This window comes from Rhodococcus sp. 852002-51564_SCH6189132-a (assembly GCF_001665495.1).
GTDB lineage: Bacteria > Actinomycetota > Actinomycetes > Mycobacteriales > Mycobacteriaceae > Rhodococcus > Rhodococcus pyridinivorans.
In genome coordinates, this window is record NZ_LZMJ01000074.1 from 115,530 (window position 1) to 127,216 (window position 11,687).

Genomic DNA, 11,687 nt, shown 5'->3' on the forward strand with positions numbered 1-11,687 from the left:
TCACGAAATCATGGCCTTTCCGGCGAGGAGGTCGGACAGGTCGGTGACGAGATCGGCCGGCGGATGCCAGTCGAACACGCCACTGCCGGGTGGACTGTCCGGTCCGGCCATGCCGCGGACGAACAGGTACTGCACACCACCGAGGTGGACGTGCGGGTCGTAGTCGCGCATCCGCCACCGCAGATAACGGTGCAGGGCAACGGAATAGAGCAGAGCCTGCATCGGATAGTGCGCGCGGAGCATCTCCGCCGCCATCGACTCGCGGGTGTAGTGGGCGGTGGTCAGTTCGTCGACGGGCGCGAGCCGGTTGGTCTTGTAGTCGACGACGACGAATCGCGGACCGTCGGTGCGCAGCACGGCGTCGATACTGCCGTTGAGGTAACCCCGCAGCGGCACGGACTCGAGGGTGCGCACCAGATCGGCGTAGGTCGCCATCGGATCGTCGGCGGGCAGGTGCCGGCGCAGCAACCCACCGACCGCGTCGAGGGTGACGGTGACGGGCACCGGGCTGTCGCCTCCGGTGAGCGGCAACTCGAAGTCGAGTTCGGAGAGCCGGTCGGACGGCGTGAAGTCGGCGAGGGTCCGGCCGAGTGGCCCGAGCGGGGTGCGCATCACCGGGAGCAACGCCGCCGCGAGCTGGACGGGGTCTATCGGCGACATCTGGCGTCGCACCGTCTCGTGGCAGCAGTCGAGCAGTTCGGCCTCGAGGTCGGCGGCGGAGGTGTCGACGACCTCGAGGACGGCGTGCACCAGCGTGCCGAAGATCGTGCCGCCGGGCAGTCCGTTCATCGGTGACGGAATGCCTTCGCGCGCCGCTTCCAGTGCGCTCAGCGGAGGCTCGGCAGGCTCGTCGGTCGTCACCGGTTCCTCCACCTCACCGCTCACCACGGGCGCATCGTGCACCGAGGCGGTGAGCGCCGAATAGGAGGTCCTGCGCCAGTTCTCGTCGACGACCCGATCGAAGCGCGCGGCGGCGAGTGGGCCGGTCTCCACGCGGGGGCGGGTCCAGCGCAACACCGGGATCGGGTGCGACCCGACCGCTTCGGCGGCGATGACCCCGTCGGCGCGCGCGGCCCACCGGTCGAATTCCTCGGCCATGGCCTCGTCGTGGCCGATCCGGCCTTCCGCGGAGACCTCTGCCGAACCGGGATCGCGGGCGAACAGCAACCGGTGCAGCGGAGACCGCGAGGTGGGGGTGGACGGCGCCCACCAGAGGGTGAGCGCACACTGCGCGCGCGTCACCGCCACGTACAGCAGGCGCAGTTCCTCTCCCGCCTCCTCGAGTTCGTGCTGACGCCGCCGCGCGACATAACCGGGACCACTCTTGCCGCCCACATCGAGGATGCGTCGGCCGTTCTCGTGCAGCAGCAGCTTGTCGGGCTCGGGGTTCTTCGCGGCATCCCACCCGTACGGGACGTGGACGACGGGGAATTCGAGTCCCTTGCTGCCGTGCACGGTGAGGATCTGGACCGCCGCGGCGTCGCTGTCGAGGCGCCGGATCCGGTCGGCTCCACCTCGGTCGGGGTCGTTGATGCGATCCTCGAGCCAGCGGGTGAGTGCGGCCAGCCCCAGCGACTGTGCCGAGGCGACGTCCTCGAGCAGCTGTGCGACGTGCCGGATGTCTGTGAGGGTGCGTTCCCCGGACGGCTGATCGAGGAGGCGGGCCTCGACCGAACCGAAGGACGCGAGGCGTTCGAAGACGGCGGCGAAGCCGGTGCGGGCGTAGACGTCGTTCAGTTCGCGGAGCAGTCCGCCGACCTCCACGACCAGCGCTTCGCCCTCCGAATCGATGTCGGTCATCGTGCGGCCGAGCAGCGGGGTGAGCGCGGCGAGCCGGACGCGATCGGCGCGATGGGGCTGCTCGAGCGCATAGAGAACCCACAGCCAGTGCTGTGCGGACGGTGTGGCGAACACACTCGTGCCCCCGGCGACCACGCACGGCACGTTCGCCTTCGTCAGCGCGTCGTGGACGAGCGTCACCTGTTTGTGTTTGCGCACGAGGACCGCGATGTGCCCGGGTTGCACACGCTCGGGACCGGAACCGAGGTCGACGGTGACGTTCTCGTCGTCGAGCAGGCGCACGATGTCGGCCGCCACGTCGCGAGCGACCCGCCCACGTAAGCCGTCGAGGTTCTGCGGGAAACCCCAGTCGTTGAGCGGACCGGCACCGGCGCGGGGCAGGTGACGCACCCGCAGGGGCGCGATACCCGAGAGCCGGGAATCGGCGGCTGCCGCCTTCACCGGGTTCACCACGATGCGGGGATCACCGAGAGCCGCACCGAGATGGACGTGTTCGAGCGCCCGGACGAGATCGCCGTCGCTGCGCCAATTGGTGGTCAGCTCGCAGTAGGTGTCGGATTCGGAGACGGCGTCGAGATAGCTGAGCACCTCCGCGCCGCGGAAGGCGTAGATCGCCTGTTTCGGGTCGCCGACGAGCACGAGCGTGCTGTGCCCGTGGAACGCCCGGCGCAGGATCTCCCACTGCTTGGGGTCGGTGTCCTGGAACTCGTCGACGAGGACGACGGAGAAGCGCGCACGCATCCGCCGGCAGGCGGCGTCGCCGTGCTCCGGATCGCCGAGCACCGCGTGCAGTAGGGACAACTGGTCGTCGAAGTCGCGCAGTCCGAGCCGGCGCTTGCGCCGTTCGACCTCCTCGCGGACCGCACGCGCGAATTCCACACGCTCGCCTGCCGCGGTGCCGTCGGCGTCGTTCGGTGCGAGTTCGGCCTGCGGGTCGAAGATCGCCTCCTTCGCGGCGACGGCCGCCTCGGCGTAGGTGATGGGGGCCTGTCCCCTGCCGTAGCGCCGCAGGTAGAGATCGTCGACGACCTCCACCCGCAGGTCGTCGACGTCCTCGACGACCGTGACGTCGGGTTCGCGTTCACCGGCGATCCCGAGTTCGTCGAGCATGCGGCGGCAGAAGCCGTGCGTGGTGGAAATGGTGCCGGAGTCGAAGTCGGACAACGCCTGTCGTAGGCGGGCCCGCCGCGCGTCGACGTCCTCGCTCGCGAGATGACGGACGAGCATGTCGGTGCTCGCCCGCGCACTCTCGGGATCGGCGAGGGCGGTGGCGACCTGCGCGAACCGGTTCCGGGTACGTTCGCGCAGTTCCTGCGTCGCAGCCCGGCTGAAGGTGACGAGCAGCAGATCCGACAGGTGGGCGCGCCCTTCGGCGACGAACCGGGTGGCGAGCCCGACGATCGCGTACGTCTTCCCCGTTCCCGCGCTGGCCTCGAGAACGGTGGTGCCGCTCGGGAGCCGGCCGAGCAGATCGAAGCCTGCCGGCGGCGGACCGCCCGCGGCGCGCGGATCGGTGATGGCGGTATCGGGCACGCTGCGTCCTTCTCTCACGGGCGTCCCTGGTTCTCGGAGGCGAGCAGGGGTTCCCACAACCGTCGGGCGAGCACACCGAAACGGGTGGGGTCGTCGAACCAGCCGGCCTCGACACCCTCCGGTGCGTCGGCGGTGAGCTGCCCGAACGTGACGTCGGGCCCGTACAGATACTGCACGTGACGGTCCTTGCCGTCGCCGAACGCGCCACCGAACGCCTTCCCGGCGGCCGACAGTGCCATCTCCACGGAATCACCGCGGTGGCGGCGATCGGCGTACTCGGCCGACGCGCCCGTCACGAGCGGCAGCGGCCGGCACAGTCCACGATCGCGCAGATCGACGAGTGCGGCGAGCAGCGCGACGGGATCGGCGGGAGCCAGAAGGGTCGAGCGCCAGGCCGGATACGAGCGCGAACGGCTGCGCCCGGTGGTCACCGCACGCCACTGTCCGGGATGACCCGAGGCGACGACGGCGAGCAACCGGATCCATGCTTCCAGCCGGTGTTTCGGGGACAGCTTGGAATAGGTGCTGCGGGCCAGTACCTCGCCGTGTACACCTCCGACGGTGCCGGTGAGCCGACGACCGTCGCCGAGATCGACGCGGATGTCGACGGTGCGGGCCTGCCCGGTGTGCACACCGGCGCAGGCGTGCACGAGGCGGTCGACGTTGTCGCTCACCGCGTCGAGGGTCCTGCGGCCGAGCGCGAACGGCGGGAGCGTGCCGCGACGCCATTCCGCGTCCTGGAAGGCACCCGCGGACATGCCCGCCAATCGCGCTTCGAGCATGCGGTCGCCCAGTTGCCACTGAGCGAGACCGTCGAGTTCGACGTCGAGTGCGTCGGCGATGCCCTCGTCGGTGTCGGGGATCCGCAGACCGAGTCGCTGCCGGAGGAATCCCTGCGTCGGATGTGTCAGGAAGGAAACGAGTTCGTCGAGATCGACATCGGTGCGTGCCGGGGCCGGAAGGTCGTCGACGAGGAGCGCACCCGACCGGTCGCGCTCCACCGAAACTCCTTGTCCGGCACGGGCTCCCGCGAGTGCGGTGACACCGAACCCGAACGGGTCGTCGGCCCGGAAATTGCGCGGATCGAAGGGCTGCAGGGGATGTCGCCGCACGATGCGCTCGTCGTCGACGTCGACTCCCGTCATCGTCGACACCACGTCGCGCACCTCGGTGAGCGGAATCGCCGGTGGGCGCAGTGCTCCGGTGACGGCGTCGGCGCCGGTGTGGAACAACAGCACACGCTCCTCCGCGGCCATCAGCGCGTCGAGCAGCAGCTGCCGGTCCTCGCTGCGCGGATCACGCTCTCCCACACAGGGATTCTGGGTCAGGACATCGTCGCCGTCGATGTGGGCCGTGCGAGGGAAGACGTCGTCGTCGAGACCGAGGAGAACCACCACGCGATGGGGCACCGAGCGCATCGGCACCATCGTGCACACGGTCAGTTCGCCGGTACGGAAGTTCGAGCGCGACGGACGCCCGGCGAGCCGGGAGGAGAGCATGGATCGGACATCGCTCAGGGACAACTGCGTGTCGCCGGCATGCTCGACGGCCTCGCCGATCTCGCGACGCGCGCGGGTGAGCTGCCATGCGTCGGCGGCGGGAACGTCGGCGAGCAGGTCGATGCCGTAACCGAGTTCGTCCGACCACCGCCCCGCCGGGTGCGGGCCGCGCAGCCGGAGCAGCACCACCGTCAGCCGGTCGATGAACTCGGCGAACCGACCGGCGAGGTCGATGTCGTTGCTGTCGACGTCGTCGAGGGGCAGTGACAGCGACAGCCACTCCCCGTCCGCTCCGTCGGCGGCGACACCGAGAAGGATGCGGTCGAGTGCCGCCCCGAAGGTGTTCTGCATGAAGTCGCCGAGACCGAAGCTCTTGCGCTGCCACGGGCCGAGACCCCAACGGGCACCGGTCTCGGTGGTCCACTCCTGCAGGCGTTCGAGCTCGTCGTCGTCGAATCCGAACTTGCGGCGCACCGGGGCGGAGGCGGCGAGATCGAGGACCTCGCTGGCGGTGACCCGGCCGTCGGCGAGCGCGAGCAGTTCGGACACCACCGCAAGCACCGGATCGGTGCGGCGCAGGCCACGATCGGCGAGACGGACCCGCAGCGTGTGGCCGGGATGCTCACCGACTCCGGCACCGAAGGCGGCGTGGACGAGCGGCGCGTACGTCTCGACGTCGGGGCACATGACGACGACGTCGCGCGGTTCGAGCGTGGGGTCGTCGCGGAACAGGTGCAGCAGGCACTCGCGGAGCACCTCGATCTGTCGGGTGGGGCCGTGGCAGGCATGGATCATCACGGTCCCGTCGGGCGCGGCCGATCCGCGTTCGGGGGCGCGGTCGTCGCGGAGATCGGCCTGCAACCGGCCGAGGAGCGTCGACGGCGGCCGGGGTGAGGGATGGGGAACGTCGGTGCACTCGAGGCCGGAGAGCCGGCTCTGGAGTTCGCGCACGTCGCGGCCGAGCGCGGCGAGCAGCGGGTGCTGCACCCCGAGGGCACTGTGGTCGTCGGCGCGGCGCATCGACGCCGGGCGGCGGGTCAGTCCGTCCCACATCACCGGGCTCGGGTGCGGGAGCCAGATGTGCACGTCGCGGTGGTGCCCGAGCGCGGACAGCACCTCGACGAGGACGGTGTCGAGCCGGGTGGGACCGAAGATCGACAGTCGTTCGGGCAGGTCGACGACGTCGGGGTCGTTGCGCAGCCGGCCGCACAGTTCGTCGAGTCGCTGCGACGGGCTGTCGACGCCGATGCGGGCGCGCAGCCGTCGCCACAGCTCGGCTTGCCAACGCAGATGGTCGTCGAGAGGCGCACCCGTGCCGTCGGTGTCGTTCCCCGCCGCCCACTGGGAGATCATCCCGGGGCGCTGGAGTCCGTAACTGCGGAGAAGGCCGGTGAGATGCGCTGCGGTGGCGTACCGGCGTCCGGCCCGGTGGTCGTCGGCGCCGTGACCGAGATGCCGCGCGAGGGTGGCGCACCACGGTTCGCCGACGCACTCGTCGATCACCCCGAGCAGCGACCACAACATGCGGGAGGGATGCCACGGATCGTCGTCGGCGGTGATGCCGGAGGCCTCGGCGAGCGCTTCGTCGACGAGGCGGGACGGGGACGGGAAGTCGATGTTGGCGGCCACCCCGTCGCCGGCGGAGGAACCGAGCATTCCCGACAACCGCTGGGTGAGCCATCTTTCGACACCGCGCGCGGGCACCGCGACGACCTCCCGCGCGAACGGATCGTCGAGGGGCTCGGCGAGCACCTCGGCCAGCGCATCCGCCAGGATGCCGGTGCGCTCGGCACGGTGCAGTATCAGCACGCGTCGCTCCCCCTCGTCGTCGCTCGTTCCCGTCCGGTACGGCTTATCACACCGCCCGGACAGGCGACTGCGTCGCAGGTCGCGAGTGCTCCGTGCCGGAGGTTGCGGGCGCTGCGTGCGACGGACGAGCTACAGGACGGGACGAACCCCGCCGGGAGAGACGCCGAAGACCGCCATCGATCGCGTACCCGCGATCGAGACGACGTCCCCGGCACGAAGTGGAGTACGGGGACTGCGGACCTGGCGATGATTGACGCGGACGAGACCTTCCATGAGCAGCGCCGCCGCTTCACCGCCCGAGCCGGCCAGTCCGCTCTCCTGGAGGAAACCGAACAGGGAGTCGCGCACGAGTGCCTCCATGACACCTACGGTCCCCTCCGGAGGCGACGATGCCTCCTCACACGGGGTCCGTGCGGGTGCACATCCGATGAACACACGGCGAACACCGGCGGCCGGGATTCAGGTCTCGGTCGAGATGTCGAACAACGACAACTGGTTCCTCGTCATCTCGGCAGTGATATCCGCGCGGTAGCGCTCCCCCAGATTCTGTGCGACATGGGCAGGGCAACCGAGTTCGCTGCCGATCTGCTCCCAGGTGTATCCGGCCTCGCGGCGTTCCCACGCGTAGCCGCCGTCCTCGTCCCACGGCATCGACATGATTCGATGGTGGCCTGGGTCACACCCCTGTTCAACGACCTGACCCGGTGTGTCGCCGACGAATCCGGCGGGAACGACGATGCCGCCGTACCTCGGAAGAGGAACGACGGCATCGGACCAGATGATCCGTCGATCGGAAGCCGATCGATCGGGCGCCCCTGCGAATCAGTTCTCCGTGAGCCACTTGTCGAGGTCGGTCCGATCGTTCTGGACGATGTTCTCGACGAGCTGGACGATCAGGCCCTCGATCTGCCCACCGACGACGGGAACCTTGACGGTGGCCTCGCCACGCACCTCGATCTCGGTACCGCCGTCCGCGTTGCCACGAAGCTCCGAACGGGCCGCGATCGTGATCGGCAGCCCCGACGTGCTGCCGGCGAGGGTTCCCTGCGCCGTACCGTCCCCGAGTCCGCCCCATTCGTCGGTGCGCTCGATGATCAGAGGTCCTCGCACCACGCCCCGGACGACCGCGGGCAGCGCGGAGGTGTCGATCTGGTCGGAGACCTTCGCGCGGAAGGTCCCGGGACCGGAGCCGACCTCGAGCTGCGCCACGCCGGTCTGGCTCGCAGCCAGTCGGCTGTTCCAGAAGTCCTCGCTGGTCAAAGCGCCGTGGACGCGTTCGACGCTGTGGTCGAGCGTGGACGTGAAAACGAATTCCTTGGACATGACCGGAGACGATATCCTCCCGCTCGGATCTGGACGAAACGGGCCTACCGGTGTTGTTCTGCCACGTCAGAGAACAGCGACGAGGGTCGCCGCCGCTCCTCCGACGACACCCACCAGAGCGAGCCCGGCCGCCAGGGATCCTGCGACCACCGCGGCGGCTGCGAATCCGCAGACGGCGAGGACGACGAACATCAGCATGCCCGCGATCGGGTGCTCGAGCAGGGCCGGCATCTCCTCTGTCGCCGGAGGTTCCACCTCCCTCGACGCCACGGCGGCCGACGGCGGGGCCTCGACGGACCGCGCGTCGATCGTCTGCGCCGGAATGTCGGCCGACTGCGACGGAGCAACCGTCGCCGGAGCGGTGATCACGTCCGTGGGCATGACGGGTGCTGCCGTGGTCATCGTGTCGTCCCCGCTTTCCTTTGTGCTGCTTGCGGCCGTCTCACGGTCGCCGATCACCTGAGGAGTCAGGCGGACCGCGTCTCGTCCCGGCCTCGATCTCTCACGTCAAGGTGTGCTCCGAAGTTTCCCCGCGAGCAACCGGCTCAAACCGAGACCCGTGCGACTCGCGTGCGCCGAGTGGTCACTGCAGCAACGAACCCGACCAGAGGGTGTGTTATGGATCACATAGACGTTAGCAGTTCCGGGGGTCGGGTAGCCGACAGTTGTCACGTCATTTTCTCGATGGATGTGAATTCGTCGGTAGATCACCGACTCTTCCAGTGCGAAGGAGGCGAACGCACGATGACCGAGAACCGAACTCCCGCGTTGCTCACCCAGTTGCGCACTCTCCACGAACTGACCCATGCAGAGACCCAGGTCGCCGAAACGCGTGTCGCGCAGGCCCGAACCGAAGCGGTACGCAAGGAGCTGACCGAGAACGCCGAGAACTGCCGCATCCGTGCGGTGGCGATCGAAGAGGCGATCCGCGATCTGGGCGGACTTCCCGATGTGGTCGGGCCGTTCATCGGCCGCGCCGCCATCATGGTGAAGACCCTCACCGAACAGGCGCAGCCGTTCGACGAAGCACTGCTGTCGGACCTCGCCCTCGAACATCAGCTCCTCGACCGTGCCCGCTACGTGAAGGCACTGGCCATCGCGGGCGGACACAAGTCGATCGTGTCGCTGGCGGACCGTCTGATCACGGCTCACACGGCGACGGTCGAGTGGCTCACCACCGTCATCGCGGAGGAGGCGCTCGGTGGTCCTGCCGCTCTGCGTCGCACTCCCCTGCAGGCCGCGGCCGGCGCAGCGGTGCGCCTGGTCAACACGCCGGTCACCTGGTCGGCGCGCAGCATCGATCGAGCGATCGATGTCGCCCGCTCGACGCGTCCCCGCATCGAGTCGCTGCTCTCGCGCGGCGCGCATGCCGGTGACGTCGCAGCCAAGACCATCGGTGCCTCGCGCGATGCGGCTCTCGAGACGGCCGAGCGCGTGAGCCGTCGTGAAGGCGCCGACGGCACCGCCGACGCTCTACACAAGGCACGCAGCGCCTCGGGTGTCCTCACCGAGGAGGAGTTGCCGATCCGGAACTACGACGATCTCACCGTCCCGAAGGCCGTGGCGGCGGTCAAGGAACTGACCGAGCCCGCGGACATCCGGGCGATCGTCGCCTACGAGGAAGCGCACAAGGCACGACACGGTGTTATCTCCGCGGCCCAGACCCGTCTGGCCGCCATCGCGCAGGAGGTGGTCGGCATCTGATCCGCCGCACCCCAGTCACGTCACACGATCGCCGGGTCCCTCGTGGGCCCGGCGATCGTCGTCACCGCCAGTGTCGGTCCCGCTCACAGCGGGTACCCGGCCTCTGCGTTCATCAGAGAGGACACACCATGACCCGCATCCTGTTCGTCGTCAGCTCCGCCGATCATTGGACATTGCAGGACGGCACCCGCCATCCCACGGGCTTCTGGGCGGAGGAACTCGTCGAGCCGTACACCGTCTTCGACGAAGCCGGCTACGACATCACCGTTGCCACTCCGGGCGGCCGCACGCCCGTCGTGGACCAGGCCAGCCTCGAACCCGACGCCGCAGGCGGTGAGGACCGCGTGGCCGAGTTGAAGTCGTCGCTCGAGAAGCTGCAGCCGGTGCTCACCGGTGCGGCGGTGCTCGAGGACCAGCGGGCCGAGGACTTCGACCTGCTGTTCGTGCCCGGTGGCCACGCCCCGATGGAGGATCTGGCCGTCGACGAGCGGTTCGGTGAACTCGTCCGGCACTTCGTCGAGGCCGACAAAGTGGTCGCGATGGTGTGCCACGCCCCGGCTGCCCTGCTTCCCGCCCACGAGTCCGGCGGTCGCTGGTTGTTCGAGGGTTACAGCCTGACGGCGTTCACGAACGTCGAGGAGGTCCAGGCGGGACTGGCCGACAAGGCACCCTGGTTGCTGCAGGACCGCCTGCAGGAGGCCGGGGCCGTCTTCTCGTCCACGGACGCCTGGCAGCCGCACGTGGTGGTCGACCGCGTCCTGTACACGGGCCAGAACCCGGCCTCCTCGCGGCCGCTCGCCGAACGCGTCGTCGCCGAGATCCCCGCGCGCGCTACGTCGTGACCTTGCGGACGAAATCGATCGTCCGCTCGAGCGCGGCACGCGCATCCGGTGTCGACAGATCGAACTGGTACTCGTGTGCCAGTTCCGGTGTGTGGTCGTCCGGATAGAACAACGCATCCACCTGCACACCCAGTCCGGTGAGCCGCTGCGCGAGCCTCTCGGACTGGGTGGCGGTGAGCGGATCGGCGTTGCCACCGGAGATGTAGGTGGCCGGGAAGTTCTCGGTGACCGAGTTCAATACCGACATCTGGCCCGCCGCATCCGAAGTGGCGAACTCCCGGGCGCCGGTGTAGGCCCACATCGCCTGCTCCACGCCCCATCCGGTCAGCCCGCCGCTCCCACCGATCGCGGACAGGTCGTAGATGCCGCAGTTGAGCACGACACCGCGAACGTTCTCCCGAGTGAACGCCGGGTCGACACCGAGGGTCGCGGCGTAGTCGGGGTCGGTGATCGCCGCGGCGATCTGCGCGGACAGTTGCGCCCCGGCCGAGTCACCGGCGAGCACGATCCGCTCGGTGTCGATGTGCAGTTCGTCGGCGTGCTCGAGCAGGTAGCGCTGTGCATCGACGAGTTGCCGCACCGGGGTCGGATAGCGGTGGCCCGGTGCGAGCGAGTAGCCGACCGACACCACGGTGAATCCGGCGGCCGCGAGACGCCTGTAGTAGCCCGCGTAGTTGGTGCGGTTACCCGACAACCACGCGCCACCGTGCGTCCACACGATCGTCGGCAGCGCCTCGGTGGTCCCCGGCGGTGTGTACACGTCGAGATAGGCGTCCGGGTCGTCCTCCCGATAGTGGAGGTCGGCGACGAAGTCCGTCTCCGGAGCGTGCACCGCGAGCTTCGCGGTCTGCTCCCGCGCGTCGCGTTCGAACACCTTCCGCACCACCAGTGATCCCGGCACGGGGGTGAGGACGAACGCCGCCGCCACGACGACGAGCACCACGACGAAGACGATCAGGATCCATCGACCGACGCGCCGACGCGGCGCTCTGTCCGTACTGCCCTCCGACACCTGTCACTCCTACCCGGGTCACGACGCGCCCGGGCGGATCCGGACCGAACGATCATGTCAAACAGTGCGGCGGGATGCGGGTTCTCGGGCGGGGCGTCCGCGCCGCGGACCGTCAGGGTTGTTCGCTCAGCGCCTGCAATCGGGTCTCCTCGAGGTCGAGGCGGC

At 69.2% G+C, this 11,687-nt stretch carries 9 protein-coding genes; 2 read left to right on the plus strand and 7 right to left on the minus strand.

Features of this window, described 5'->3' with window-relative positions; genetic code table 11:
- From A5767_RS19165 to A5767_RS19190, 6 genes are all read right to left on the minus strand, one after another.
- On the minus strand, nucleotides 1–3,333 hold the full coding sequence (locus A5767_RS19165; RefSeq protein WP_064852928.1) for a UvrD-helicase domain-containing protein: 3,333 nt from the start codon (nucleotides 3,331–3,333) through the stop codon (nucleotides 1–3).
- Between the two features lie 14 nt (nucleotides 3,334–3,347).
- Complete coding sequence (gene recC / locus A5767_RS19170) at nucleotides 3,348–6,641, minus strand: exodeoxyribonuclease V subunit gamma (protein ID WP_064852929.1); 3,294 nt, start codon at nucleotides 6,639–6,641, stop codon at nucleotides 3,348–3,350.
- Between the two features lie 129 nt (nucleotides 6,642–6,770).
- A complete protein-coding gene (locus tag A5767_RS19175; RefSeq protein WP_019287993.1) occupies nucleotides 6,771–7,001 on the minus strand; it encodes an RNA-binding S4 domain-containing protein in 231 nt (76 codons plus the stop codon).
- 99 nt (nucleotides 7,002–7,100) lie between these two features.
- Nucleotides 7,101–7,298, minus strand: coding sequence for a hypothetical protein (locus A5767_RS19180; RefSeq protein ID WP_019287992.1), 198 nt, complete (start codon nucleotides 7,296–7,298; stop codon nucleotides 7,101–7,103).
- A gap of 165 nt (nucleotides 7,299–7,463) precedes the next feature.
- Nucleotides 7,464–7,964 carry a DUF2505 domain-containing protein gene (locus A5767_RS19185; RefSeq protein WP_033097261.1) on the minus strand — a complete coding sequence of 167 codons (501 nt, stop codon included), beginning with the start codon at nucleotides 7,962–7,964 and terminating at the stop codon, nucleotides 7,464–7,466.
- 66 nt (nucleotides 7,965–8,030) lie between these two features.
- On the minus strand, nucleotides 8,031–8,366 hold the full coding sequence (locus tag A5767_RS19190; protein ID WP_037215768.1) for a hypothetical protein: 336 nt from the start codon (nucleotides 8,364–8,366) through the stop codon (nucleotides 8,031–8,033).
- Nucleotides 8,367–8,708: 342 nt separating this feature from the next.
- Between A5767_RS19190 and A5767_RS19195 the strand changes: the two genes are divergently transcribed.
- Nucleotides 8,709–9,668, plus strand: a complete 960-nt coding sequence (locus A5767_RS19195; protein WP_006550653.1) for a hypothetical protein — start codon at nucleotides 8,709–8,711, stop codon at nucleotides 9,666–9,668.
- A gap of 128 nt (nucleotides 9,669–9,796) precedes the next feature.
- Complete coding sequence (locus A5767_RS19200) at nucleotides 9,797–10,510, plus strand: type 1 glutamine amidotransferase domain-containing protein (protein ID WP_033097260.1); 714 nt, start codon at nucleotides 9,797–9,799, stop codon at nucleotides 10,508–10,510.
- On the opposite strand, the gene A5767_RS19205 is transcribed toward A5767_RS19200, so the two are convergent.
- The gene (locus A5767_RS19205; RefSeq protein WP_064852930.1) at nucleotides 10,500–11,522 is read right to left on the minus strand and encodes an alpha/beta hydrolase; all 1,023 of its coding nucleotides are present in this window, start codon (nucleotides 11,520–11,522) and stop codon (nucleotides 10,500–10,502) included. The genes A5767_RS19200 and A5767_RS19205 overlap by 11 nt on opposite strands.
- Nucleotides 11,523–11,687 lie beyond the last annotated feature (165 nt).

What these genes read in the sequence shown, in the direction of transcription:
- A5767_RS19200 (WP_033097260.1), top strand. Translation starts at nt 9,797, where the DNA reads ATGACCCGCATCCTGTTCGTCGTCAGCTCCGCCGATCATTGGACATTG.
- A5767_RS19190 (WP_037215768.1), bottom strand. Translation starts at nt 8,366, where the DNA reads ATGACCACGGCAGCACCCGTCATGCCCACGGACGTGATCACCGCTCCG.
- A5767_RS19180 (WP_019287992.1), bottom strand. Translation starts at nt 7,298, where the DNA reads ATGTCGATGCCGTGGGACGAGGACGGCGGCTACGCGTGGGAACGCCGC.
- A5767_RS19185 (WP_033097261.1), bottom strand. Translation starts at nt 7,964, where the DNA reads ATGTCCAAGGAATTCGTTTTCACGTCCACGCTCGACCACAGCGTCGAA.
- A5767_RS19195 (WP_006550653.1), top strand. Translation starts at nt 8,709, where the DNA reads ATGACCGAGAACCGAACTCCCGCGTTGCTCACCCAGTTGCGCACTCTC.
- A5767_RS19175 (WP_019287993.1), bottom strand. Translation starts at nt 7,001, where the DNA reads ATGGAGGCACTCGTGCGCGACTCCCTGTTCGGTTTCCTCCAGGAGAGC.